This is a genomic window from Ferrovibrio sp. GW821-FHT12E11, assembly GCF_058806975.1.
The window spans coordinates 3,592,287-3,616,932 of sequence record NZ_JBXAQG010000001.1 but is presented as its reverse complement, the minus strand read 5'-3'; the positions used below and the strand labels follow the sequence as shown (position 1 = coordinate 3,616,932).

Here is a 24,646-nt window from a genome sequence, read left to right as displayed (position 1 = left end):
ACTGCCATGGCCATCCTGGTGATCAAGCATTCGGCGCTCGGCGACATGATCCTCGCCCTGCCGTTGTTAAGCGCGATCCGCCGCCACCATCCCGGCGAACATATTGTGCTGCTGACCACGGCGCCCTATGTCGACCTGACCCGGCGCTCGGGTTCGGTCGACGAAATCTGGACCGATCCCCGGCCGAAATTCTGGCAGCCGCTCGCGCTCTGGCGCCTACTGCGCCGCATCCGTAAGGCCGGCTTCAGCCGCATCTACGACCTGCAGGGCAGCCAGCGCACCAAGGGCTATTATCGCCTGCTGGGCAGCCCGCGCGACCTCTGGGTCGGCAATGCGCCCGGCTGCCGCTATCACATCCCCGATCCAACCGCGCCGATCCATATCGCCGAATTGCGCGCCAGCCAGCTGGCCCTCGTCGGCATTCCCGATCCCGGCCTGCCGGATCTGACATTCCTGCAATCGGACATCACGCGCTTCGGCCTGCCCGCGCGGTTCGCCCTGCTGGTGCCGGGCGGCGCACCGCACCGGCCGGCCAAACGCTGGCCGGCACAGCAGTTCGCGGCCCTGGCACAGCATCTGCTGCAACAGGATGTGACGCCGGTGCTGATCGGCCGCAGCGCCGAACGCGCCGAGATCGATTCCATCATCGCGGCCGTGCCAGCCGCGCGCAGCCTGTGCGAACAGACCGCCATCGACGATCTCGCCACCCTGGGGCGGCAGGCCGTACTGGCCGTGGGCAACGACACCGGGCCGATGCATATCATCGCGGCCAGCGGCTGTCCGTCGGTGGTGCTGTATTCCGCCGAGTCCGATCCGCGCAAGGTATCGCCGCGCGGCGACTGGGTGGTGAAACTGCAGCGGCCGAGCCTGCAGGATTTGCCAACTGCCGATGTCATTGCGGTGCTGCCGAAAGTTAGTCCGGCTTAAAACCAGCCCGGCTTAAAACCAACGCAGTGGCCAGCGCGGCCCCGGCCGCAGACGGCTCCACAGGAAGGCTGCCGCCAGCAGGATCAACAGCGCCGGCAGCAGCGGATAGCCCAGGAACAGCCAGCCGCTTTTCAGATTCAGCACGATCAGCGGATTGGCTCCGGCCGGCGGATGCATGATGTTGAGTGCCTTCATCGCCACCGCGATCAAGGCCACGCCCAGTCCCATGGTCCAGAGATTGCTGCCGATCAGCTGCAGAAGCGCGATGCCGATGGCGGCACCGAGTAGGTGCGAAACCAGCACGGCGACCGGCCGTGAGCCTTCATGTGTGGGGAAGCAGAACAGCAGGATGGCGGTGCTGCCCAGCGAGGTCAGCGCCAGGCCATGCTCGGCGTCGATGATCCACAGCACCAGGCCCAGGCTCGGCAGGATGCCGCAGAGAATCCACAGGGCGTCGAGCAGGCCGGTCCTAGTCATCGCGCTCTGTCTTTTCGCTGTCGCTGAACAGGGGCAGTGTGTTGCGTTCGGCGCCTGAGGCCAGCGTCGCGCGCGGGTCGGCGATCCAGCCAGCCACATCGCGCCATACCGTTTCCGCCTGTAAATCCCGCAGCAGCATATGCCAGCCCTGGGCATAGATGGCGATTCGCAGATCGATGCCGGTCGTGGCCTGCATCTGCGCGACATAGGCCTCAACCGGCTTCTTCGGGATGACCTCATCCTTCACGCCATAGAGCAACAGGATTGGCAGGCCGGTCGGCTTCGCCACGGCCGCATCATCCATCAGGTTGACCAGGCCATGAATCGCATCGACGCGGGTCGCCTTGATGAACAGCGGGTCCCGCGACAGGCGGCGCAGCATCTCGATATTGTCCGACGCCTGTATCTTCAGACCACTGCCGGTGAAGGTTTTCCATGGGATCGTGTAGCTGGTCAGCCACAGCGCCACCCGGTAATGCACCGGCATGGTGGCGCGCCCCCAGACCGCCGGCGCCACCAGCACCACGCCCTGCGGCCGCTCTGCCGTTGCGCTGCGCGTCAGGGCATGCAGCACTACGGCGCCGCCCATGCTTTCACCCAGCCAGTAAGAAGGCACACCGGGATGCAGTTGCCGCAGCACGGCGCTCAATTCCCGCACGTCATCGGCCATGCGGTCTTCGCCGGCCCATAACCCCACATAGGGTGCACGGCCGAAGCCGCGCTGATCCGGTGCGTAGGTCGCGACGCCGCGCGCCGCCCACCATTCCGCCGCTTCGGTGAAGGCATTGCTGTAATCGTTGAAGCCGTGGATGGCGAGGATCACGGCCTTTGGCGGCTCCCCGCCCTCGGGCAGCCAGCGCCGCAGCGGCAACACCCGACCGTCATTCGCCTGCCAGTGATATGTCGGGCCTGCTATCGTCGTGGGCGTGACAATCTCGCCACCCGGCGGCTGCAGACGTGGCGCGCAGGCCGCCATCAGCAGAAGGCCGGGCAGCAGCAGGATGCCAAGGCGGTGTCGCAGGCCGCGCATTACATTGCCTCGGCGATGGTGCGGACGCGGGCCGCGGGAAAGATCAGTGTCGCAGTGGTGCCCGCGCTTTTGCGGCTGGACAGGTGAATCGTGCCGTCATGCAGCTCGATCAGCCGCCGCGTGATCGGCAGGCCCAGGCCGCTGCCGCCGGTTTCGCGCGCACGCAGGGAATCGCCACCCTGCGAAAACGGCTCGAACACCTGCTTGAGCTGGTAATCGCTCATGCCTACGCCGGTATCGCGCACCCGGATTGCCAGTTCACCATCCGTCAGCCGCGCCGCAGTGATCTCGACACTGCCGCCTTCGGGGGTGAACTTGATCGCGTTGCTGAGCAGGTTGAGCAGCATCTGGCGCAGGATACGTTCGTCGGCCTGCAGGCGCGGCAGGATTGCCGGCAGACGGCATTCCAGTGCAATGCCCTTGCCGTCGGCGGTGATACCGACCAGCGTGAGTGCCTGATCCACCGCCAGCGCCACATTGATCTCGCTCTCGCTCAGTTCCAGCCGGCCGGCCTCGATGCGCGACATGTCCAGCACATCGTTGATCAGCGACAGCAGATGCTGGCCGCTTTTCTGGATGCCGTCCAGGTAGTCGACATAGCGTGGATTGCCGACCGGCCCGAACAGGCCCTGACGCATGATATCGGCAAAGCCGAGGATGGCATTGAGCGGCGTGCGCAGCTCATGGCTCATGGTGGCGAGGAAATTCGACTTGGTGTGGCTGGCTTCTACCGCCTGCCGACGGGCTTGTTCCAGATCGCCAGTCATCGTCCGCATCTCAGCATGGGCCGTTTCGGTGGCTCGCAGCTGACGCATCAGCGCATAGGCAAAACCCAGAACCAGCAGCCAGGTCATCACCGCAGCCCCGATCAGGATCGTATAGAGCCGAGACAGGCGCTCGCGCGTCTCTTCAATGCGCTTGATACCAATGGCATTGATCCCACTGGCAAACAGATTGAAATCCGCGCTCAGCGCTTGCGCAGCCTTGGCGATGCGGCGGCCGGCCTCGGCATCGCCGGCCTGAAAGGCCGCCACTTCCGGAGCCCAGCCGTGGATCACGGGAGCGATCCGCAGCAGTAGCGGAGCAAGATCGCGATCGGTGCGATACACCGTCGTCTCGTCGGCTTCCAGGAGCCGCAGTCGACCAAACAATGCGTCGTAGCGCCGTTTCATCTCTTCTGTATCGGTGCCCGGGATGCCTGCCAGTCTTTCTAGCACGCTGGCGCGGAAAGCCTGATGCTCGCTGCGTAACTGCACACCGTCCCAGACCACCGTCTGGAAAGAAAAGCGGCTGTACTCGGTCTGCTGAATATACAGATAGCTTGCCAGTGCGACCGACAGCGCCACCAGCGTCGCCACCAGCACCAGCACGAAGCGCCGGCCCGCACCGGCCAGCGCGTTCGGATGAGCCTGCACCGTCTTTGGCAGGAAACGCCGCGGCATCAGCCGTGCTCCCGATATCCGGATCGCGGCCGATACCCGCAGGATGAGAATTCCCCAAGAGCTGTCTGTACACGCCTCATTCATCCGGAGTGACATTGCGGCGCAAAAAAATCAATAGCAGTCGCGCTTTTCCGCCCTTACAGGGTGCGAGTCACGCCGCCATCCACATCGATGATCGCCCCCTGCAGGTAGCCCGCCTGCGGGGAGGCGAGGAAAGCAACGGCCCGGGCAATTTCTGCGGGTTCACCGAATCGCGCCACGCCCATGCTGCGCGGCAGGGTCTGCGCGGCTTCGGCATCGCTGATGCCCTGCTCCTTGGCGAAGCTGCGGATTCGCACCTGCAGGCGTTCGGTGGCAATGGCGCCTGGGTTGATCGCATTCACCCGCACGCCGTCCTGAATCCCGCGATCGGCCAGCACCTTGGTCAGGTTCATGCCAGCGGCATTGACCGACCCGCCGATGGCGAATTCCGCCGTGCCGGTGCGGCCGCCGACGCCGATGATATTGACGATACAGCCATCGCGGCCGCGCAGGTGGGGCCAGGCGGCACGGCTGAGCCGCATGCCGCCGAAGAACTTCAGCGCGAAACCGTCGGCCCAGTCCTCATCGGTCAGCGTGAGGAAATCGCCGCGCTTGGTCGCGCCGGCATTGTTGACCACCAGATCGATGCCGCCAAATTTCTGCACCGCCGCGGCAACCACCTGGGCCGGCACGGCCGGATCGCGCAGATCGACGGCCTGCACGAGGCTCTCGGTCTGCAGGCCGCCGGCAACCGTCTGCAACAGGTCGGCAGACCGTGCGGCCAGTACCAGCTTCATGCCTTCCGCGGCGAGCGTTTCGGCAATGGCCTGCCCGATGCCCTTGCTGGCGCCAGTGACAATGGCAACCTTGCCGGCGAGTTTGAGATCCATGCCGTTTCCTCCTGATGGCGCGCGCAACGCACTCTGGGTTAGTCTGGGACCATAAGAAAACAGGGAGGCAGCATGTTTCGCAACGATCTGTTCCAGGGAAAGCGCATCCTGATCACCGGCGGCGGCACCGGCCTGGGCAAGGCGATGGCGCAGCGCCTGATGGAACTGGGGGCCGAGCTGCATATCTGCGGCCGGCGCGACAGTGTATTACAGGAAACCGCTGCGGAACTCTCCGCCGCCACCGGTGGTCGCATCCTCACCTATCCTTGCGACATCCGCGTGGCGCAGGCGGTGGACGAGATGGTGGAATTGATCTGGCAGACGCATGGCCCGCTGGACGGCCTGGTCAACAATGCTGCCGGCAACTTCATCGCCAAGACCGAAGACCTGAGCCCGCGCGGTTTCGATGCCATCGCCAATATCGTGCTGCATGGCAGCTTCTATATGACACAGGCGGTAGGCAAACGCTGGATCGCCGCCAAACGTGGCGGCAGCATCCTGTCCATCGTCACCACCTGGGTCTGGACCGGTTCGGCCTTCGTGATTCCCTCCGCAATGTCGAAAGCCGGCATCGCCGCGATGACCCAGTCGCTGGCTGTGGAATGGGGACCGAAGGGGATTCGGCTGAATGCGATTGCGCCCGGTCCCTTCCCCACCGAAGGCATGACCAAGCGGCTGGCACCGACGGAAGCGCTGGAAAAGCGCATGATCGGCGCGATCCCGATGCGCCGCGTCGGCAACCTGCCGGAATTGGCCAACCTGGCCGCTTTCCTGCTGGCCGACGATGTGGGCTACCTCACCGGCGAAGTGATCGCCATCGATGGCGGCCAGTGGCTGAATTCGGCCGGCGGCTTCGGCGCACTGACCGATCTCAGCGATGACGAATGGCAGGATATCCGCGCCAGCATCGAAGCCACCAATGCGAAGGACAAGGCGAAACGGACGGTCTAGCGATAAGACCATCTGATCGCACCCGCTGCATTGGTTGCATCGGAAACCATAGGTATTTCAATGAAATAAACCTGCACTGAGGCTTCGCATTGCCGTTGCGTCAGCGCAGAATATGTCTCTGTTTCGAGCAGGCAGAAGAGGCAAGGCCATGAGCAGCGATCCGACCACCCGTCTGGAGCATGACAGCCTGGGCGAGATGGCCATCCCGGCCGCCGCCTATTACGGCATCCAGACCCAGCGTGCGCTCGACAACTTCCACATCTCCGGCATCGGCATCAACCATTACCCGAACCTGATCCGCGCCTTCGGCATGGTGAAGAAGGCCTGCGCCGCCGCCAACAAGAAGCTGGGTTATCTGGAAGCCGATAAATACAAGGGCATTGCCCAGGCCTGCGACGAGCTGATCGCCGGCAAGCTGCATGAGTGGTTCACTATCGACGTATTCCAGGGCGGCGCCGGCACCTCCACCAACATGAATGTCAACGAGGTGGTGGCCAATCGCGGCCTGGAGCTGCTGGGCTTCCACAAGGGCGAATACCAGCATCTGCATCCCAACGACGACGTGAACCTGTCGCAATCGACCAACGACGTCTATCCCACAGCCGTGCGCCTTGGCGTCATGCTCAGTCATGCCGAACTGATGAAGGCGCTGGACGGTCTGGCCTACGAGTTTCGCCAGCGCGGCGTCGAATTCGCCGACATCATCAAGCTGGGCCGCACCCAGCTGCAGGATGCCGTGCCGATGACGCTGGGCCAGGAATTCGAGGCCTTCGCCATCAACATCAAGGAAGATGTGGCACGCGGCGACGAGATCGTGAAGCTGTTCCGCGAGATCAATCTGGGCGGCACGGCAGTCGGTACCGGCATCAATACCGAGCCGGAATATTCCAACCTCGCCATCGAGGAGCTGACGCGGACCTGCGGGTTCGAGATGGTGCGCGCCGCCAACCTGATCGAGGCCAGCTGGGACATGGGCGCCTTCGTGCTCTATTCCGGCATGCTGAAGCGCATCGCCGTGAAGCTGAGCAAGATCGCCAACGACCTGCGGCTGCTGTCGTCGGGCCCGCGTGGCGGCCTCAATGAAATCGCGCTGCCGCCTATGCAGCCGGGCTCATCCATCATGCCGGGCAAGGTCAATCCAGTGATCCCGGAAGTCGTCAACCAGGTCTGCTTCCAGGTGATCGGCAACGATATCACCGTCACCATGGCGGCCGAGGCCGGTCAATTACAGTTGAACGTCATGGAGCCGGTGATCGTCTACAACGTGCTGAATTCGATGCAGCTGCTGTCGCGCGCGGCGCGCACGCTGGCCGAGAAATGCGTCAGTGGCATCCAGGCCAATGTCGAACAGGCGAAGCGTCATGTCGAAGCGAGCGTCGGCATCGTGACCGCGCTCAACCCCTATATCGGCTACGAGAAATCGGCCTGGCTGGCCAAGGAAGCCCTCAAGACCGGCCGCACCGTGCGCGAACTCTGCATCGAGAAGGAATGGCTGACCGAAGCCCAGCTCGATGACATCCTCGATGTCGCCAAGCTGACCGCGCCGCGCCGGCGTGGCCGCAAGATCGTGGCGCCGCCTACATAAGTAGTCAGATTGACTTGCCTCTGTTGTTAGACACACTGCCCCTCCCACAAAAAGGAGGACCAAGTGCTCATCAACCCGCAACCACCAATGGCAGGTCACATTTTCGGCCTTCAGCTATCGAACAACATTTCGACTCCTAATAGCGTGATCGATGTTTCCATCGGCGTTGCAGCTGACAACACGAACACGTATCAAGTTCAATTAGTGTCGACGTTCAGCAAGAGTCTACAATCGACGGGCTCTTGGAGTGCGGGCAGCGGAAATAATGGCCTCGATAGCGGCGCGCGTGCTGCATCCACTTGGTACCATGTCTTTCTTATTCGAGCCGACGCCAATGGCATTGGCGACATCCTTTTCTCGACCAGCTTCTCGAATCCCGCCCTACCATCCGGTTACACGGCAAAACGGCGTATCGGCTCAATACTGACTGATGGTTCTGGAAACATACTTGCTTTCACCCAGACAGGCGACGAGTTCATCTGGTTCAATGCAGCTTATGATGTGCAAGGGATCACCACGCTAGGTAACACCAGTACGCTCTTTGCGTTGTCAGTCCCACCCGATATTAAGGTCCAGGCACGGGTACGAATTTCAATCAGCAATGATGGCGGGACAGCGGCCGGACAGATGCAATGTTCCATTCGTTCACCGGATGAAAACTCCAGCCAGAATACACGGTTTGTAAATGGCAGTGGTCACCAGCTCTGGACCAAGACAACAACCAGCGCCGGCGGCACATCGGCTGCCGAACTATTGGTGCGGACTAACACGGCCAAACAGATTGCAGCCATTACAGACCAAGCCACGGATAATCTGTTTTATGTTCGTACGGTTGGCTGGATGGATGAACGAGGTCGGCTATATTAGTGCATAATACAATTTTGTGCGGTATTCGCATGCTTTTGCGCTGCGGCATGCAATCGTTTTGACTCATAACAGTCAGGCTCCTACCCTCCTGTGCAAGGTTGCGCATAAGCAGCCGCACAGGAGGAAACCATGTCCGCATTGCCGCGCCTGACGGCGTTCTCTGCCTTGTCTGCCACTCTGCTGCTTGCGGCCTGCGCCACGCAGACGCGCGATCCGGCTGCGGCCTGTGCCGCGCTGATCCAGCCGATCGCCGCTAGCGCCATCGGCCTGCCGACCAAAGGCGCCGTCATCGAAGGCGCGGTGCTCACCGCCGCGTCACAGGCTGGCGCGATTCCCAATCCGCCTTTCACGCCGCTGCCGCCGGAGCTGATCGTCGCCGCCCTGCCTGAACATTGCCGTGTCACCGGCGCTATCGCCTCGGTTGATCCGCAGGCGCCGCCGATCAAATTCCAGGTCAACCTGCCGAGCGACTGGAATAGCCGCTCGCTGCAATATGGTGGTGGCGGCTTCAACGGCGTGCTGATCACCGGCATAGGGATGCCGCCCGCCGCACGGCCCGACCGGCCGCATCCACTGGCGCGTGGTTATGTCACCTACGGCACGGATTCCGGCCACCAGAATGCGCCGAATGTGCCGCTGCAGGCCTTTGCGCTCAACGACGAATCCCTGGTGAACTTCTCGCATGCCTCCTACAAGAAGGTGCGCGATGTCGCCGTCGAGCTGATGAAGCGGCGCTACGGCAAGGCGCCGGAGAAGCTCTACTTCTTCGGCAGCTCGGAAGGCGGCCGCGAAGGCCTGACCATGGCGCAGCGCTATCCCAACGACTTCGACGGCATTTTCAGCCGCGTGCCGGTGATCAACTGGACCGGCCTGCAGGCGGCCGGCACTCGCATGGGCATTGCGCTCACGCAGGGCTGGATCAGCCCTGACAAGGTGAAGCTGATTGCCGATGCGGCACTGGCGGCCTGCGACGACCGCGATGGCCTGAAGGACGGCATCATCAGCGACCATGAAGGCTGCAAGCGTGTGTTCGATGTCAGCCGCCTGCGCTGCCCGGCGGCCTCCAATCCGATGTGCCTGACCGACGGCGAAATCCGCGCTGTGCAGACCCTGCATTCGTCCGTGACCTTCAACTTCGATCTCGCCAATGGCGTGCGCAGCTATCCCGGCTTCGGCATCGGCGGCGAAGCGGCCAGCGGCACCGGCCCGGTTGGCGGCTGGGTCAGCTGGCAGACCGGTACCGCGCCACCCACCGTGCCGGCGACCAATGCCAGCAGCCGGGCCTGGCTCTATGGCAGCGGCGCGATCCAGTATTTCCTCGCCCGCGATCCGAACTACGATCCGCGCCAGTATACCGTCGAAAGTTTCCGCGAGCGGGCCCAGGTGATTTCCGGCCTGATGGATTCCACCAATCCCGATCTCTCGGTCTTTGCCGGCCGCGGCGGCAAGCTGGTGGTCGCCGAGCAGATGGCCGATTACGCCCAGAGCCCCTATGCCGGCATCCAGTATTACCAGTCTGTCGTGCAGAAGATGAGCCAGCCGGCCACCGACCGCTTCATGCGGCTCTATGTGACGCCGGGCGCCGATCATGTCGGCGTCGGCGCACCCTCGGCCGTCGACATGCTGGAGGTGGTGAGTGACTGGGTGGAGAAAGGCCGCGCGCCCGGCGATCTGGTGCAGAGCGCCCATCAGGGCACGCCGCCATTTGCCGTCACCGCCTCGCGCCCTATGTGCCGTTATCCGGCCTTCCCGCGTTACAAGTCCGGCGACGTCAGCAGCGCAGCCAGCTTCGAGTGTGCGATGCCTTAAGCGAAGGCGGCCTCCGCCGTCATCGCCAGGGCGTCATCGGCATCGGCGATCCACAGGCTCAAGGAACCGTCATGGGCAGTCTTTGCGCGCAGATGGAACGGCTGGCCGTCGATCACTGGCCGACGGCCGCGGAACTGGAAGCGCTGCAAGGTCTGACCCGGCCGCAGGCTGGTGGCGAAATCCACCAGCAGCGTGGCGAGCAGCGGGCCGTGGACGACCAGACCGCGATAACCTTCGACCTGCCGCGCATAATCGCGGTCGTAATGGATGCGATGGCCGTTATAGGTGAGCGCCGAGTAGCGAAACAGCAAGACCGCATCGGCATTGAAATCCGCGCGCCACTGGTAATCGCCCGAGGCCGTGTCCGGCTCGGGCAGGACGGCATTCGGCAGCTCTTCGCGATAGACGATATCGTGGCGGTCGGTCACCGCGACCGTATCGGCATCGAAGATGTCATGCCGCACGGTAACAAAAACCAGACGGCCGCTGCGGCCGCTTTTCTCTTCCACCGCTTCCACCGTGGAAAGCCGGCGTGTCGGCATACCCAGCATCAGCGGGCGATGGAACTCCAGCCGGCTGCCGGCCCACATGCGCCGCGTCTGGCTGCCCCAGAGCTTGCCGACATCCGGCAGGAAGCCGCCGAGCGCCGGATGACCGTCACGGCCAAGCTGCGCACGCGGCACGGCATTCCAGAAATAGAGCCAGTGCCGCAGCGCCGGCAGCGGCGCACCATCGGCAAGCCCGTCCTCGGGCTGATCGAGCGCGCGCGCCAGGGCCTGGCAGCGTTCGGGTAAAAAAAGATCGGCGGCCTCATCCTGGCCGCCGATCCAATCCTTCAGCGATGTCCTGTCAGCCATGCTGACAGTCTAGCGTCACTGCCGCGACTTGCCCACCGCCTCGCGCAGCAGCAGGTAGACCTTGCCGATATCGGCGGTCACAAAGGCCGAGGTCAGCAGCTCTTCATGCTCCACGCCCTTGGCGCCGGCCAGCACGCGCTCGAATTCGGCGATGTAGCGTTCGGTGAAGTCGCGGAACTCGCCATTCTCCTGATACTTGTCGCGAATCTTGTCGAGGTCGCGCTGGTCGATCAGCTTGCGGGTGAACAGGCCGCGCTCGCCCTTGTAGTAGCGGCGCCACAGATCTTCCGACAGGTCGCGGTTGAGCAGGCGGGTGATGTCGATGGCCATCGAGTTGAGATGGCCAGTGACAAACGCTGCCGTCTTGAGGAACTGCTCGCCGCGCAGCGCCTGGGTGGCCTTGCGCAAGGCTTCCGCCTCGATGCTGGCGGTGCGCGCGGCTTCAGACAGCGCCTTTGAATCGGCCTTGAGGCTGGCTTCGGCCGAAGCCGCCTCGCTGGCAGCACGCGCCGCCGCCGAAGACAACTCCTGCGCCCGCTGGCCCAGAATCTCGGCGGTCTCCACCGCGCGTGCCGAGGCGCGGTCGGTGATGGCGCTGAACTCGTTGCCGGTCCGCGCCATGCGCTCGCCGATCTCGGTGACCTTTTCCGACAGGCGCGAGGAGCGCGTATCCACCTCGTCGGCCTGGCGACGGAAGCCGTCGCTCATCCGGTCGGTTTGCTTCATCGCGTCTTCCACGATATTGGCCAGCTCGCGCGTACGGTTGCGCAGCACTTCGCTGGCATCGTCGATGCGGCCCGAGGCATTGCCGACCGCGAGGTTGATCTCGCGGGCGCGGGCGTCGAAGGTGGCGCCCACCTGCTCGACGCGGTTGACCGCTTCGTCCGACACGCGGGAGACTTCCTGGGCCTGACGGCGGAAGCTGTCGCCGATATTGGCGGTCTTGAGGATCGCCGCATCGGAGGCCTCGGCCAGTTCCTGCACCCGGCCGCGGAAGTTCTCGCGGATGTTTTCGGCCTGACGCGTAAGTTCGCTCGAAAGAGATGTAAGCGCGCCGGCCTGCTCATGGATGGTGCTGCGTAGCTCCAGTGTACGGTCGACCACGCTTTGCGCCGCCTCGCCCAGTTCCACCGAGCGGACGCGTGCGGTATCGCCGGCGGTGTTGATGCTGCCGGTCGCCTTCTCGGCGGCGGCATTCAGCGCCACCACTTCCATCTGCGCCTTGTCGCTCATCGCGACCAGCGCACCGGTCTGGGCCGACGCCTTCTCGGCCAGCGTCGCCATGGCCTCGGCCACGCTGAGCGCCAGATCCTGCAGGTCCTTGGCGCGGGCCTGCGCGGCACTACCGGCCAGCTGCGATTCCATCGCCGCGCGTTCGGCGGCGGCGCTCAGCGCATGGGCCTGCACCTGCGCGGTCTCGCTCACCTGATGCAGGCGCTGCGAGGCGCGTTCAGCGGCAGCCTGCAGCTGAACGGCATCCTGACCGGCGCTTTCGCCGGCCGAGCGCAGGCGCTGGGCCGTGCGGGCGGCAGCCTGGTCGAGGCCGTCGACCTGATCCCGCACCGAAGTGCCGGTTTCGGCAATCCGCTTGGCAACGCCATCGATGGTGACGCCGAACTGTTCGGCATGGCCGCGCAGCAATGTGCCGACGGCGCCCACCTGGTCATCGGTGCGCTGGGTGGCCTGGGCCAGCAGCGCATTCGCCTGCGCCATGGTGTCCTGCACCTGGGCCGCCATGTTGAGCGCCTCACGGCCGGCCGCCGCCAGGCTTTCGATGCGCGCCTTGATGCTGTCGTCGGCGTCGCCGATCTTGCCCAGCGCGCGGCCGGCGGTTTCGTCCAGGGTATCGGCGCGCTGCTTCAGCTCGTCACCGGTGCGCAGCGCCCGGTCGGAGATCTGCTGCAGGGTCGAGGTCATGTTGGCGCCTTCGCGGCGCAGGGCATCGCCGGCCTGGGCCAGACGCTGGTCGGCCTGTTCGGCTGCCGCGGCAAGCTGGTCGGACTGGTGACGCACCAGGTTGCCGGTCAGCTTCAGGCGCTGTTCGGCCTGGGTGGCGGATTCAGCGAAGCTCTCGGCCTGCTGGGTGGCGGCGGCGCCGGCCTGTTCCAGGGCGTTGGTGCGGGTGCGCATGTCGTCGGCCGACAGGCGCAGTTTCTCGGACACGCGGGCGCCCTGTTCGTCGAGCGCACCGACTTCCGAGCGGATCGTCTCGCCGATATCGCGGATGCGGCCGATGGTGGTGCCGGTGGCATGCTCGATCTCGCGCACGCGCTCGCGCAGCACGGTGCCGGCGGCCTCGGCGCTGTCGATCACCTTTTGGCTGGCGCTGCTGAACAGCTGGCTCTCGCGGCCGAAGCTCTCGCTCGCGGCCGTCGCACGCGCCACGGTGACTTCCGCCGCCGTGGTGATGATCTGGGCGGATTCGGCAAAGCCGAGACCGATGCGGCCGGCTTCGCCGCCGGCGCGGGTGACCGCCTGTTCCAGGGTGACGATCTTCTGCTCCAGCTGGGCGGCGATCTGCTGCGCCACTTCGGCGGCGCGGTTCACTGCCTGGTCCATCAGCTCGCCATGGCGGCGCGACAGCTCATCCACGCGCTCGTTCTGGAACTGGATGGCCGAGGTGATGCGCGAAATTTCCGAGGCCTTGTTCTGGAAGATGCCGCGCGCGGTTTCCACTTCGCGCACGATCACATCGGCGGCCTGCAGCAGCACCTGCGCCTGGGTCGAGACGGTCTGGCCGATGCCCGACACCTTGGCGTTCATCTCGGTGCCGACCTTGTCGGCGACATCGACCAGCGCGCGGCTCTGCTCTTCGAAGCGGCCGGCCAGGCCCTTCACGGTATTGTCGAGATCGCGGTTGACCTGATCGGCAGCCGCCAGCAGCGCCTGCGACGACTGGTTCAGCGTGCCGCCGATCTGGCGGGCCTGCAGCGCCACCTGTTCGCCGGCACCGGCAGCGGCGGCCATCAGCGCCTGCTGCTGGCCAGCCATGGTGTCGCCCAGGGTGGCGATCTTGTCGGTGGCGCTTTGCGCCGCCTCTTCCATCTCGCGGGCCTGGCGGCGCAGCGAGCCGGCCAGCGCGGAGACGCGGCGCTCGGCTTCCGGGGTCGGATAGCTCAGGTCGAGCAGGATTTCGTGCAGGGCGGCGGCCTGGCGCTTGATCGCCATGCCGCGCCACATGTTCAGCAGCATCAGCCACAGGAAGGCCAGCGGCGCGGCCACGCCGGCGATGAAGGCGCCCACTTCATGGGGCAGCGCATGCCAGAGATTGGTCCAGCCGATGGAATTGTCGATATAAAGCGTGCAGAGCAGCAGCCAGAGCAGGCTGACACCGGCGCCGATGCTCACCAGGATCAGGCGCTGGCGCTCCAGTCCGGGCTGACCGATCAGTGCGGCGGCGCGGTTGCCCGCCTCTTCCAGCGCGGCTTCATGGGCCGGCTTGTTGGCATTCGCGGCCATATCGGCGCGCGGGTGTTTGATCAGCATCGCAGCCTCCCCCGTCAGGCCCGGAAATGAGTTCCGGCCCGGTCGGATCGCGTCATCTTCCGCATTGAAACACACAAAGGCCGGGGCGAGGCGGAAAACCCGCGCCGGTAGCACACCATATTTAGGGGGCGAATAGTTAACAGCGCCTTGCCCGAAGGCCGGGAAACGGAGTCGAAGAGCACCCTGTGGATAGCGGGGATAACCTTTTTCGCGCCGCCCGAAAAATGCTCGCCGTGCGCGACACGGCATAAAATAAGGGGGTTCACGCTGCGCTGAGTCCGTCAACCGGTTTTTTTACAACTGTGTCACATACACTGTATTGACCCTCTCTTAACTCTGAGTACCATATGTTGTGTTCGTTGGACCTGTTTCGTGACGACGCTGCGCCGCCTTCGAGAGCCCATTCGGGGCTGTTTTTGTGGGGTTTTCGAAGGTGAAAGGGCGGGGTGCGCGGCCGCCGGGACAGAGCAACGGACGGAACCTTGAGATTCACTGATCTACGGCCGGTCCGGCCACTCCCGATTCAGGGGCCGACGGACCGCGATAATTGAGGGGAAGCAAATCCGTGCTGGACACTCTGCAAACCGAACGCGGCATCCGCGTTGACGTCGACCGCAGCCGCGACCGCCTGCTGACCGATTTCGGCAAGGCTACGCTCGACGACCGCTATCTGCTGCCCGGTGAGTCCTACCAGGACCTGTTCGCCCGTGTGGCCGGCCACTATGCCGATGACACCGCCCATGCCCAGCGCATCTACGGCTATATCAGCAAGCTCTGGTTCATGCCGGCCACCCCGGTGCTATCGAATGGCGGCACCAACCGCGGCCTGCCGATCTCCTGCTTCCTGAACGAAGCCAACGACAGCCTCGACGGCATCCTCGGCCTGTGGAACGAGAATGTCTGGCTGGCGGCCCGCGGCGGCGGTATCGGCAGCTACTGGGGCAACCTGCGCTCGATCGGCGAAAAGGTCGGTCAGAACGGCAAGACCTCGGGTATCATCCCCTTCATCCGCGTGATGGACAGCCTGACTCTCGCGATCTCGCAGGGTTCGCTGCGTCGCGGTTCGGCCGCCTGCTACCTGCCGGTCGACCATCCGGAAATCGAGGAATTCATCGAGATCCGCCGCCCGACCGGCGGCGACCCGAACCGCAAGGCGCTCAACCTGCATAACGGCATCCTGATCTCGGACGCCTTCATGCGCGCCGTGGAAGCCGATGAACAGTGGGCGCTGCTGAGCCCGCATGACCAGACCGTGCAGCGCACTGTCTCGGCCCGCGCGCTGTGGATCCGCATCCTCACCGCCCGCATCGAGACCGGCGAGCCCTACCTGGTCTATATCGACCATGTGAACCGCGCCCTGCCGGAACAGCACAAGCTGGCCGGCCTGCGGGTCAAGACCTCGAACCTGTGCAGCGAGATCACGCTGCCGACCGGCATCGACCATCATGGCGTGCAGCGCACGGCCGTGTGCTGCCTGTCGTCGCTCAATCTCGAATATTTCCACGAGTGGAAAGAACATCCGCTGTTCATCGAGGATTGCCTGCGCTTCCTCGACAATGTGCTGAGCGACTTCATCGCCAATGCGCCCGACAGCATGAGCAAGGCGCGCTATGCCGCCGAGCGCGAGCGTTCGGTCGGCTTGGGCGTGATGGGCTTCCACTCCTTCCTGCAGGCCAATGGCGTGCCGTGGGAAAGCGTGATGGCCAAGGTGTGGAACCGCACCATCTTCAAGCATATCAAGGACCAGGCCGATACCGCCTCGCGCAAGCTGGCGGAAGAGCGCGGTCCCTGCATGGACGCGGCCGAGTACAACATCATGGAGCGTTTCTCGCACAAGATCGCGATCGCGCCGACCGCGTCGATCTCGATCATTGCCGGCGGCGCCAGCCCGGGCATCGAGCCGAACGTGGCCAATGCCTTCACCCACAAGACGCTGTCGGGCTCCTTCTCGGTGCGCAACCGCTATCTCGAGAAGACGCTGGAGCAGTATGAGAAGAACGACGACGACACCTGGTCGTCGATCACCACCAACGGCGGTTCGGTGCAGCATCTCGACTTCCTGTCGGATGACGAGAAGGCCGTGTTCCGCACCGCCTTCGAGATCGACCAGCGCTGGCTGATCGATCTGGCTGCCGATCGCACGCCGTTCATCTGCCAGGCCCAGAGCCTGAACATCTTCCTGCCGGCCAACGTGCATAAGCGCGACCTGCACCAGATCCACTTCCAGGCCTGGAAGAAAGGCGTGAAGAGCCTCTACTACTGCCGCTCGCTGTCGATCCAGCGCGCCGAGACGGTGTCGGGCAAGACCGACGCCGCCGCGCCGAACGTGGTTTCGATCCCGCTGGTCGGCAAGGTCAATGAAGGCGAGCGCCCGCAGGGCCCGGGCCATCTCGACATGCCGCAGGTCGAACTGCCGCTGGCCGCCATGGCGGCAGCCGGCGGTGGCCCCCGCGAAGCCGTCGATTACGACGAATGCCTGTCTTGCCAGTAAGATTGGCCTGCCAGTAAGACTGGCGTGAAACCAGAAACGGCCCGGGAGCGATCCCGGGCCGTTTTCATTTGGCCTTGCGGATACCGTCAGACAGCGTCGAGCTTCTCCGACTGCCAGACCTCGTAGGCAGCGATCAGCACGATGGCGAGACCGAGCAGCAGATGGGTCAGCGTCGCCACGTCATAACGGGTGAAGCCGATCAGCCAGGGTGACAGCGCCGCCCAGATGCCGAGCAGGCCGCTGATATAGGCTTCCCAGCGGTCCAGCAGGGTCAAGGCCAGCGCCGAAAGCGCGAAGATCAGCAGGCCGATGATGAGGGCATTGATGGTGGCGCCGTCCAGCCCGGTATAGCCGAGCAGCCAGGGCGAAACCGCCAGCAGCGCACCGAGCGCCATATTGGCCCAGTCCTGCCAGCGACGCGATTGCGGTTCGTGATGCGTGATATGGGCCACGACAACCTCCTGCAGGATGACAGCAAAGGCCGGACATCCGTTGAAAAGGCCGTGCAGCGACAGGTCCCCCCGTGCCTGCGGCACGGCGTCATGATTCAGATAGGGCGCGCCGAGCTGTTTCGCCAGAGGGCATACTGCCCTCCGTCAGTTTCTGGCCGATTTCCGGTCAAAAGCCGGCGATGGCCGCGCGGTCGAGGCGTGGCAGCACATCGAAAGCCAGCATGGCATGCACGCCCTTGTTGCCATCGACCAGCTGGGTGATGTGCAGGTCGCAGGCCAGGCTGCACAGCGCATAGGCGTCGTTCGCCGCCATGCCGGCCGCCGCACCCAGCAGGTCGATCATGTCTTCCAGCGCGCGGGTCGCCGCATCGTCCAGATCGGGATCGAAGGCCATGGTGATGAGATGCGTCGGCGTCACGGCGCGCGGCCGCGGCAGGCTGCGGCCCTTATGCAGCACCAGGGTGAAGTCGCCTTCCAGTGCGGTTTCCAGGGCTGTGAGATTCACCTCGCCATCGCCCTGGCAGGCATGACCATCGCCGGTGGAGAACAGCGCACCCGGCACGAAGACCGGCAGATACAGCACCGTGCCGGCGATCAGTTCGCGATTGTCGATATTGCCGCCATATTCCCGCGGCTCGATGGTGGAGACGCGGCCATAGGACGGCCGCGGCGACACGCCCATCACGCCGAAGAACGGCCGCAGCGGTACAACGGACCCCCAGGGACAGGTGGCGGTCATCGCATTGCGGTTGATCGGGATATGCAGCAGGCGGCCATCGGGAAAGCGATGCGGCAGCGCCCCGCGCAGCGGCCGGTTGACGTTCCAGCCCCAGTCCTGGATCAGCCGCACGTCGTCGATGCGCACCTCCAGCACATCGCCGGGTTCGGCGCCTTCCACCGCCACCGGCCCGGTGAGGATATGGCCCGGCAGCACCGGCTTCAGCGTTTCGACGATGGTGCGATGTTCGGGCAGCACGGCCAGGCTGGCGCTCTGTGGCGGAATCACCTCGGCGCCGCCGGAAACCGTGCGGATGGTGACGCTCTGCCCCGATGCGACGGTGAGCACCGGCTGCAGCGTGGCGTCGAAAAAGCCCCAGTGGACGGTATCGGGAGTAGGATCCAGCCTGTGATCGGTCATCGGCCTGTCTGCTGTCTGGGTTGAATGATCGCAGACTAGCCGATCCATCCGCAGGCCGACTACAGCCGGTGCCGCTAAACGTCCACCGACCGGGACGGATCTCGGGGCGGAAGATCGCTCTCCTGCGACTTGTAGGTGAAGAACGACACGATGTGATCGATGGTCTGCCCGTCATCCGCCAGCGGGCAGTGGGCATATTCGAGGATGGTCATCTTGAAGGTGAAGGGCATGGTCGGCGGCCCCTGCCGCAGATAGGCATGGCCGGTATCGAGGACCGCCTGCCGGCTCTGGATAATGATGGAGGAATTGGGCAGTTCGGCGACGATGTCATCGAGATAGCGGTTCGCGTTGCGGACCGGTGAGGCATCCATCACATCCTGGCCGACGACCTTCATCTTGAACCGCGTCCGGCCGTCTTCGCGATGCACCGTGACCAGGACGATGCCGGACAGCAGCGCGGGAATGCCCAGCGGGTCGAAGTCGCGGCGCGCCGGCAGACGGTCGACGGGATGGATCGTCAGCATGTAACGAATGAACGCGGCCAGCCGCGGCGACTGCACTTTCGGCAAAAAGCTCCGCAACGCTGCGATATTGCGCTGGGACAGGTCGGGCAGCATGGGAACGGCATTCATGAGGCTGGTCTAAAGGATCGATCGACGGTCCGGTAGTTACGTCTTGGTAATCCTGCCCCGGACCAGGCCACCGCCATACTGTTACCGGCCTGCTTCCCTTGCGCAAACTTGCAATCCGGTCGCACTCGCTTCTAATCGCTGCAGCAAGCGGAGGCGACGACGATGAATTTATGGTTCCGGCTGATCTGGATGCTGCTGACCGTGTGGCGGCGCGGACGCGTCAGTCCGCTCGATACCAGCACGATCCGCATGACCGTGCTGCCCAATGATCTCGACTTCAACGGCCATATCAACAACGGCCGCTACCTGACGCTCGCCGATGTGGGGCGCATGGACTATGTGCTGCGCAGCGGCGCGGGCAAAGCGGCCTGGCGGATGCGGGCGCTGCCGATCGTGGGCGATTCCATGGCGAAATTCCGCCGCGACCTGAAGCTGTTCGAGCGCTTCGACCTGACCACCCGGATTCTGGGCTGGGACGAAAAATGGACCTTCATCGAGCACCGCTTCCTGCGTCAGGGCCGGGTGCTGGGCGTGGTCGTCATCCGCGGCCTGTTCAAGGCGCCCGGCGGTCCGGTGAAACCGGGCGACTTTGCCGCCGCCATCGGCATGAGCGCGATCTCGCCGCCCCTGCCGGACTGGCTGCTGGAATGGAACCGCAGCTGCGACAGCCTGAGCCAGACCCTGCGGCAGGAGGAACAGGCGACAGGATGACGGCATCAGGGGCTGTCCGGGTCCCCGGGCACTGGCAGCGGACGGGTCCTCCCCCTAAGGTGTGACGCGATGTTTGTGTCCAGAACCGGCGATCCCGCCGCGCAGGCCTTTGGCCATACCGGCTTCCGTCTCTACTGGTTCGGAACCCTGGCGGTGCGCTTCGCCATACAGATTATTTCCGTTTCCGTCGCCTGGCAGATCTACGACACCACGGGCGAGCCCTTCCTGCTCGGCCTTGTGGGGCTGAGCCTGTTCCTGCCATCGCTGCTGCTGTTCCTGGTGACCGGCCTGATTGCCGACCGCTACAACCGCCGCATCATCATGGGGCTTTGCCTTACCCTGATGCTGGCCTGCGCCATCGGCTTCTTCATCCTGGCGACCGCCCATACCGACAAGGTCTGGATGATCTTTGCCCTGCTGCTGGCTTTCGGCCTGGCGCGTGCCTTCTGGAATCCGGCCTCGCAGTCGCTGCTGCCCAATCTGGTGCCGGCAACCGCACTCGCCAATGCAATAAGCATCAATGCCTCCGGCATCCAGTTCGCCGCGATCCTTGGCCCGGTCATGGGCGGCCTGCTTTATGCGGTCGGCCCGGCCTACACCTTCCTGTCCTCTGCCGCGCTCATCGCGATCGCGCTGGCCTGTATCGCCTGCATCCCGAGGCCGGCGCAGCGCCAGTCCAGCCAGGCCCGCAGCATGGATGACGTTCTGGCCGGCGTGCGCTTCATCTTCGCCAACCGGATCATCCTCGGTGCGATCTCGCTCGATCTTTTCGTCGTCCTGATGGGCGGTGCCGTGGCGCTGCTGCCGGTCTATGCCAAGGATGTCCTGCAGGCCGGGCCGGTCGAACTCGGTCTGCTGCGTTCCGCTCCCGGCGTCGGCGCCATTGCGATGACGCTGGTGCTCGTCGCCTTTCCCATCCGCGACCATGCCGGACGGCTGCTGTTCATCTTCGTCTCGCTGTTCGGACTTTTCACCGTCATCTTCGGCCTCTCCACGTCGATCTGGATTTCGGTGCCGGCACTGGCGCTGGTCGGCGCGGCCGACATGATCAGCGTCACCATCCGCCAGACCATCATGCAGCTCTGGACACCCGATGACGTGCGTGGACGGGTGAATGCGGTGAACTCGGTGTTCATCGGCGCCTCGAACGAAGTCGGCGAATTCCGCGCCGGCACGGTCGCGCATCTGTTCGGCCCGGTGGTGGCGGTGGTGGCCGGCGGCTTCGGCGCCATCGGTGTGGCCATTCTCTGGGCCCGCCTGTTCCCCGACCTGCGCCGGCAGCGCAATCTGGATCGCGCGACCGGCTAGCGATCAATCCGATCTGGATCGGGCTTACAGCTATCTCTCATTCAGATAGCTGGCATCGGATCAAACTATTTCAGCAAGATGCGTGAGCTCTCTAGGCTAACAAACAGCCACAAGCGCGACCTGCATAAATCTTATGCAGATATTCACAAGCGCCTCAGACACCCCAGAGAGGTCTCCATGTTCTCACGTTTCCATTCCGCGCTCTGTGCCGCACTGGCCGTCCTGGCAGTCAGCCCCTCTGCGATGGCGGTCGATTGGCCGCCGGCCGGCACCACCACCATCGTGGTTCCCTACACCGCCGGCAATATTGCCGATATCGCGGCGCGGACGATCGGGCAGAAACTGAACGAACGCACCGGCAAAACCTTCATCATTGAAAACCGGGCCGGCGCCAGCACCCAGATCGGCACCAGCCTGGTCGCCCGCGCGCCGGCCGATGGCCGCACGCTGCTGCTGACCGGCGCCATCTTCGCCACCAACCCGGCCCTCTTCCCCAAGCTGCCCTATGATTCCGAAAAAGATCTCGCGCCTGTGGGCCTGGTGGTCTCCAACCCGCTGGTGCTGACCACGGCCAAGAGCAAGCCCTTCCCCGATTTCGCCAGCATGGCGACCTACGCCAAGGCCAAACCCGGCCAGCTCGCCCTGGCCTCGGGCGGTTCCGGCACGCTCACCCATATCGCGCTGGCGTTGATGGCGATCAACCTCGGCACCGAGATCAACCACGTCCCCTATAAAGGCGGCAGCGCTGCCGCGATGGACACCCTGTCCGGCCAGGTCGATGGATTCTGGGACAATCCCAGCTCGGCCATCCCACAGATCAAGGCCGACCGCATCCGTGCACTGGCGGTCTCAGGTCGCCAGCGCAATCCCGCTTTGCCGAATGTGCCGACCATGGTGGAACTGGGCTACAGCGATTTCGAAGCGATCAACTGGTTTGGCGTCTTCGCCCCGGGCAAGACCGATCCGCAATTGCTCGACGCCATCCACAAGGAAATCCGCACCATCCTGGAACTGCCCGATGTCAGGGAGCGCTTCGCCCAGGAAGGCGTGACGGCCAGCGGGCCGGGCCGCGCCGAATTTGCCGCCTTCGTGGCGAGCGAAATGAAGAAATGGGGCACGCTGATCCGCGAGAAAAACATCCAGGCTGAGTGATCGACGCTCAACCCGTCCGTCGGCCAGAGTAAACAGAAGCCAGAGTCCAAAAAGATGGCATCAGCAGTGCAAGACCCGTCAGGCGCCTTTGCCGAACTGATGGCGATCCGCGCCGGCAGCAGACTCGCGGCCGGCGAAGTCACCATCACCGGTCACGACCCGCTGTTTCGCAGCCCCTTCCGCATCGGTGAAACGCTGGCGATGGCGCTGGCCGCCAGGGGCGTGGCGGCCAACGATCTCTGGGAATTGCGCACCGGCGCGCGGCAGACCCTCAGCGTCGATGCCCGTGCGGCGGCGGCGACATCACATTCCGGCCGCGCGGTGACCCTGATCCGCGACACGGACGGACGCTATCAGCCCATTCCGGTGTCGGCGGCATTGCAGCATATGGTGTCGATGACGCAGCCCTGGGAAACCGCCGATGGGCGATGGGTGCTGCCCCATACCAATCTGCCGCATCTCCAGCGTCGGGTGTTCGATGTGCTCAAATGCGAAGACACTGTGGAATCGATCAGGGCCGCCGTGGCGCGCTGGCCTGCCGACGCACTGGACAGCGCAATCGCTGATGCCAATGCCTGTGCCGCCAGGGTGCTCACGCCGGAGGAATGGCTGGCCCATCCGCAGGGCGCGTATCTGGCATCCCGCCCCGTGGTCGAGATCACCCGGGTTGCCGACAGCGCGCCGGAACCTTTGCCCGCAGGTGGCGATCAACCACTGTCCGGTATCCGTGTCCTCGACCTGACGCGCATTCTCGCCGGCCCGACGGCCGGCCTGGGTCTGGCCGAACATGGCGCCGATGTCCTGATGGTGACGGCGCCCGACCTGCCGCAGGTGCCGTCCTTCGTGCGCGACACCAGCCATGGCAAGCGCAGCTGCTTCCTGGATTTCACCCGCGCCGACGAGGCCGAAAAACTCCGCGCACTGGTGCGCAACGCCGATGTGCTGGTGGAAGGTTATCGCCCCGGCCGGCTGGCGGCGCATGGCTTTGGCGTCGAAGACCTGACGGCGCTGCGGCCGGGGCTGATCTATGTGAGCGTGAACTGCTTCGGCTCCGGCGGGCCGCTCGCCGCTCGCGCCGGCTGGGACCAGATCGCGCAGGCGATCACCGGCATCTGCCATACCCAGGGTGTGGCGACGGCAGCCGGGCAGCCGAAGCTGACGCCTGTCCCGATGTGCGATTTCCTCACGGGCTTCCTCGGCACCTTCGGCGCCATGCTGGCCCTGGCCCGGCGCGCGCGCGACGGCGGCAGCTATCATGTGCAGGTGTCGCTGTGTCAGGCCGCCATGCTGTTCCAGCGCCAGGGACTGATCGACGATTTCAACGATGCGCCGGGCCAGCTCACGCCCGATGAATTCGAAGCGCTGGCGGTCCGCGTCGACAACACCTGCTACGGCGACCTCAAGACGCTCGGCCCGGTGCTGCGGATGTCGCACACGCCCTGCCGCTGGTCCCGCCCCACGCCGGCGCTGGGCAGCGACCGGGCGGAATGGCTGGCGCGCTAGGCTTTCTGGACCTGAACGTCAGACCGTTCTCCGGCGGCCTGCTGGCGATGCCGCTTCTGCACCATCGCCTCATGCAGCATGCGGATCTGGTCGCTGCCGGTCGTGGTGAACAGGAACGGAAAAATGCCGTGCAGAAGGCAGGCGATCCCGCCCCAGACCATGCGCAGGGCGAAGGACGACGCCGACAGCAGATGCTGCGCGTAGGTTTCGCCAACAGAAGCGGGATGTTCGGTAAAGACCTGCACAGGATGCCCCCTCGCATCGAATCACATGCCAGGATGATACCGGGGCCAGGGCAACAGCTTTCCCAAAAACCACTGTTTAATAGCCATAAAATGGGATATTATTCTATTTATGGCGAAAGAAATAAAACTGGATTCCATAGATCGGCGCATCCTCGGCCTGCTGCAGGATGACGCGGCCATGCCCATCCAGCAGATCGCGGACCAGGTCGGACTGTCGGTGAATCCCTGCTGGCGCCGCATCAAGATGCTGGAGGAAGCCGGGGTCATCGAGCGCCGGGTCGCCCTGGTGAATGCCGCGGCGGTGGGCCTGGGCATGACCGCCTTCGTCTCGATCCGGACCAACCAGCATAATAAAACCTGGCTGGAAGCCTTTGCCCGCGGGGTGCAGCGCATTCCCGAAATCGTCGAATGCCACCGCATGAGCGGCGATATCGATTACCTGCTCAAGATCGTCGTCGGCGATATCGCGCATTACGACCGGGTCTACCAGAAACTGATTTCAGAAGTCCCCGGCCTGTCCGACGTCAGCTCCACCTTCTCCATGGAGCGTCTCAAGCACGGGGTGAAGCTGGACCTGCAGTCGCTGTCCTAGGCCCAACGCCACCCCCGTGACGCCTGTCACATTCATTTAACTTGTACACAATCTAATTGCCCGCTATCTTCTGTCCCGTA

Annotated in this window: 21 protein-coding genes; 11 read left to right on the top strand and 10 right to left on the bottom strand. The window is 64.4% G+C overall.

Annotation, left to right across the window (positions count from 1 at the left end):
* Positions 1-6: 6 nt before the first annotated feature.
* On the top strand, positions 7-927 hold the full coding sequence (locus AC1ROT_RS17900) for a glycosyltransferase family 9 protein (protein ID WP_493000616.1): 921 nt from the start codon (positions 7-9) through the stop codon (positions 925-927).
* A gap of 12 nt (positions 928-939) precedes the next feature.
* Here AC1ROT_RS17900 and AC1ROT_RS17895 read toward each other — a convergent pair whose 3' ends face one another.
* The 4 genes from AC1ROT_RS17895 to AC1ROT_RS17880 form a co-directional block, all read right to left on the bottom strand.
* A complete protein-coding gene (locus AC1ROT_RS17895; protein ID WP_492971194.1) occupies positions 940-1,404 on the bottom strand; it encodes an HPP family protein in 465 nt (154 codons plus the stop codon).
* Positions 1,397-2,434: an alpha/beta hydrolase gene (locus AC1ROT_RS17890; protein WP_493000614.1), complete on the bottom strand. Its 1,038-nt coding sequence runs from the start codon at positions 2,432-2,434 to the stop codon at positions 1,397-1,399. Before AC1ROT_RS17890 ends, AC1ROT_RS17895 begins: the two co-directional genes overlap by 8 nt.
* A complete protein-coding gene (locus AC1ROT_RS17885) occupies positions 2,434-3,876 on the bottom strand; it encodes a sensor histidine kinase (protein WP_492971196.1) in 1,443 nt (480 codons plus the stop codon). Before AC1ROT_RS17885 ends, AC1ROT_RS17890 begins: the two co-directional genes overlap by 1 nt.
* Before the next feature lie 137 nt (positions 3,877-4,013).
* A complete protein-coding gene (locus tag AC1ROT_RS17880; RefSeq protein ID WP_493000613.1) occupies positions 4,014-4,787 on the bottom strand; it encodes an SDR family oxidoreductase in 774 nt (257 codons plus the stop codon).
* Between the two features lie 72 nt (positions 4,788-4,859).
* Between AC1ROT_RS17880 and AC1ROT_RS17875 the strand changes: the two genes are divergently transcribed.
* The 4 genes from AC1ROT_RS17875 (at position 4,860) to AC1ROT_RS17860 (ending at position 9,999) form a co-directional block, all read left to right on the top strand.
* A complete protein-coding gene (locus AC1ROT_RS17875) occupies positions 4,860-5,738 on the top strand; it encodes an SDR family oxidoreductase (protein ID WP_493000611.1) in 879 nt (292 codons plus the stop codon).
* 148 nt (positions 5,739-5,886) lie between these two features.
* Positions 5,887-7,323: an aspartate ammonia-lyase gene (locus tag AC1ROT_RS17870; protein ID WP_492971199.1), complete on the top strand. Its 1,437-nt coding sequence runs from the start codon at positions 5,887-5,889 to the stop codon at positions 7,321-7,323.
* A gap of 63 nt (positions 7,324-7,386) precedes the next feature.
* Positions 7,387-8,190, top strand: a complete 804-nt coding sequence (locus AC1ROT_RS17865; RefSeq protein WP_493000609.1) for a hypothetical protein — start codon at positions 7,387-7,389, stop codon at positions 8,188-8,190.
* A gap of 129 nt (positions 8,191-8,319) precedes the next feature.
* Entirely contained in the window at positions 8,320-9,999 is a 1,680-nt protein-coding gene (locus AC1ROT_RS17860) for a tannase/feruloyl esterase family alpha/beta hydrolase (protein WP_493000607.1), read from the top strand.
* Here the strand turns inward: AC1ROT_RS17860 and AC1ROT_RS17855 are convergent.
* Both AC1ROT_RS17855 and AC1ROT_RS17850 read right to left on the bottom strand, forming a co-directional pair.
* Complete coding sequence (locus tag AC1ROT_RS17855) at positions 9,996-10,856, bottom strand: HTD2 family dehydratase (protein ID WP_493000605.1); 861 nt, start codon at positions 10,854-10,856, stop codon at positions 9,996-9,998. The two genes, AC1ROT_RS17860 and AC1ROT_RS17855, sit on opposite strands and share 4 nt — an antisense overlap.
* A gap of 15 nt (positions 10,857-10,871) precedes the next feature.
* On the bottom strand, positions 10,872-14,342 hold the full coding sequence (locus AC1ROT_RS17850) for a coiled-coil domain-containing protein (protein ID WP_493000603.1): 3,471 nt from the start codon (positions 14,340-14,342) through the stop codon (positions 10,872-10,874).
* A 565-nt stretch (positions 14,343-14,907) separates the two neighbouring features.
* Here AC1ROT_RS17850 and AC1ROT_RS17845 point away from each other — a divergent pair.
* A complete protein-coding gene (locus AC1ROT_RS17845; protein WP_492971203.1) occupies positions 14,908-16,833 on the top strand; it encodes a ribonucleoside-diphosphate reductase subunit alpha in 1,926 nt (641 codons plus the stop codon).
* A gap of 86 nt (positions 16,834-16,919) precedes the next feature.
* Here AC1ROT_RS17845 and AC1ROT_RS17840 read toward each other — a convergent pair whose 3' ends face one another.
* The 3 genes from AC1ROT_RS17840 to AC1ROT_RS17830 all read right to left on the bottom strand — a co-directional run bounded on the left by AC1ROT_RS17840 (position 16,920) and on the right by AC1ROT_RS17830 (position 19,055).
* Positions 16,920-17,285: an SPW repeat protein gene (locus AC1ROT_RS17840; protein ID WP_493000602.1), complete on the bottom strand. Its 366-nt coding sequence runs from the start codon at positions 17,283-17,285 to the stop codon at positions 16,920-16,922.
* A 166-nt stretch (positions 17,286-17,451) separates the two neighbouring features.
* Positions 17,452-18,423 (bottom strand): acetamidase/formamidase family protein, encoded by a 972-nt coding sequence (locus tag AC1ROT_RS17835; RefSeq protein WP_492971208.1) that lies wholly within the window; start codon positions 18,421-18,423, stop codon positions 17,452-17,454.
* Between the two features lie 74 nt (positions 18,424-18,497).
* Positions 18,498-19,055, bottom strand: coding sequence for a PAS domain-containing protein (locus AC1ROT_RS17830; RefSeq protein ID WP_493000600.1), 558 nt, complete (start codon positions 19,053-19,055; stop codon positions 18,498-18,500).
* 162 nt (positions 19,056-19,217) lie between these two features.
* On the opposite strand from AC1ROT_RS17830, the gene AC1ROT_RS17825 reads away from it, so the two are divergent.
* The 4 genes from AC1ROT_RS17825 to AC1ROT_RS17810 all read left to right on the top strand — a co-directional run bounded on the left by AC1ROT_RS17825 (position 19,218) and on the right by AC1ROT_RS17810 (position 23,729).
* Positions 19,218-19,766 carry a thioesterase family protein gene (locus tag AC1ROT_RS17825; protein WP_493000598.1) on the top strand — a complete coding sequence of 183 codons (549 nt, stop codon included), beginning with the start codon at positions 19,218-19,220 and terminating at the stop codon, positions 19,764-19,766.
* A gap of 69 nt (positions 19,767-19,835) precedes the next feature.
* Positions 19,836-21,074, top strand: coding sequence for an MFS transporter (locus tag AC1ROT_RS17820; protein ID WP_492971211.1), 1,239 nt, complete (start codon positions 19,836-19,838; stop codon positions 21,072-21,074).
* A 177-nt stretch (positions 21,075-21,251) separates the two neighbouring features.
* Entirely contained in the window at positions 21,252-22,226 is a 975-nt protein-coding gene (locus AC1ROT_RS17815; RefSeq protein WP_492971212.1) for a Bug family tripartite tricarboxylate transporter substrate binding protein, read from the top strand.
* Between the two features lie 54 nt (positions 22,227-22,280).
* The gene (locus AC1ROT_RS17810) at positions 22,281-23,729 is read left to right on the top strand and encodes a CoA transferase (protein ID WP_493000597.1); all 1,449 of its coding nucleotides are present in this window, start codon (positions 22,281-22,283) and stop codon (positions 23,727-23,729) included.
* On the opposite strand, the gene AC1ROT_RS17805 is transcribed toward AC1ROT_RS17810, so the two are convergent.
* Positions 23,726-23,974, bottom strand: coding sequence for a DUF6356 family protein (locus tag AC1ROT_RS17805; protein WP_492971214.1), 249 nt, complete (start codon positions 23,972-23,974; stop codon positions 23,726-23,728). The genes AC1ROT_RS17810 and AC1ROT_RS17805 overlap by 4 nt on opposite strands.
* 109 nt (positions 23,975-24,083) lie before the next feature.
* Here AC1ROT_RS17805 and AC1ROT_RS17800 point away from each other — a divergent pair, with 109 nt between their 5' ends.
* A complete protein-coding gene (locus AC1ROT_RS17800) occupies positions 24,084-24,566 on the top strand; it encodes an Lrp/AsnC family transcriptional regulator (RefSeq protein WP_492971215.1) in 483 nt (160 codons plus the stop codon).
* Positions 24,567-24,646 lie beyond the last annotated feature (80 nt).

What these genes read in the sequence shown, in the direction of transcription:
- AC1ROT_RS17800 (WP_492971215.1), top strand. Translation starts at nt 24,084, where the DNA reads ATGGCGAAAGAAATAAAACTGGATTCCATAGATCGGCGCATCCTCGGC.
- AC1ROT_RS17855 (WP_493000605.1), bottom strand. Translation starts at nt 10,856, where the DNA reads ATGGCTGACAGGACATCGCTGAAGGATTGGATCGGCGGCCAGGATGAG.
- AC1ROT_RS17890 (WP_493000614.1), bottom strand. Translation starts at nt 2,434, where the DNA reads ATGCGCGGCCTGCGACACCGCCTTGGCATCCTGCTGCTGCCCGGCCTT.
- AC1ROT_RS17825 (WP_493000598.1), top strand. Translation starts at nt 19,218, where the DNA reads ATGAATTTATGGTTCCGGCTGATCTGGATGCTGCTGACCGTGTGGCGG.
- AC1ROT_RS17830 (WP_493000600.1), bottom strand. Translation starts at nt 19,055, where the DNA reads ATGAATGCCGTTCCCATGCTGCCCGACCTGTCCCAGCGCAATATCGCA.
- AC1ROT_RS17870 (WP_492971199.1), top strand. Translation starts at nt 5,887, where the DNA reads ATGAGCAGCGATCCGACCACCCGTCTGGAGCATGACAGCCTGGGCGAG.
- AC1ROT_RS17900 (WP_493000616.1), top strand. Translation starts at nt 7, where the DNA reads ATGGCCATCCTGGTGATCAAGCATTCGGCGCTCGGCGACATGATCCTC.
- AC1ROT_RS17815 (WP_492971212.1), top strand. Translation starts at nt 21,252, where the DNA reads ATGTTCTCACGTTTCCATTCCGCGCTCTGTGCCGCACTGGCCGTCCTG.
- AC1ROT_RS17895 (WP_492971194.1), bottom strand. Translation starts at nt 1,404, where the DNA reads ATGACTAGGACCGGCCTGCTCGACGCCCTGTGGATTCTCTGCGGCATC.
- AC1ROT_RS17820 (WP_492971211.1), top strand. Translation starts at nt 19,836, where the DNA reads ATGTTTGTGTCCAGAACCGGCGATCCCGCCGCGCAGGCCTTTGGCCAT.
- AC1ROT_RS17810 (WP_493000597.1), top strand. Translation starts at nt 22,281, where the DNA reads ATGGCATCAGCAGTGCAAGACCCGTCAGGCGCCTTTGCCGAACTGATG.
- AC1ROT_RS17875 (WP_493000611.1), top strand. Translation starts at nt 4,860, where the DNA reads ATGTTTCGCAACGATCTGTTCCAGGGAAAGCGCATCCTGATCACCGGC.
- AC1ROT_RS17885 (WP_492971196.1), bottom strand. Translation starts at nt 3,876, where the DNA reads ATGCCGCGGCGTTTCCTGCCAAAGACGGTGCAGGCTCATCCGAACGCG.
- AC1ROT_RS17850 (WP_493000603.1), bottom strand. Translation starts at nt 14,342, where the DNA reads ATGCTGATCAAACACCCGCGCGCCGATATGGCCGCGAATGCCAACAAG.
- AC1ROT_RS17860 (WP_493000607.1), top strand. Translation starts at nt 8,320, where the DNA reads ATGTCCGCATTGCCGCGCCTGACGGCGTTCTCTGCCTTGTCTGCCACT.
- AC1ROT_RS17835 (WP_492971208.1), bottom strand. Translation starts at nt 18,423, where the DNA reads ATGACCGATCACAGGCTGGATCCTACTCCCGATACCGTCCACTGGGGC.
- AC1ROT_RS17880 (WP_493000613.1), bottom strand. Translation starts at nt 4,787, where the DNA reads ATGGATCTCAAACTCGCCGGCAAGGTTGCCATTGTCACTGGCGCCAGC.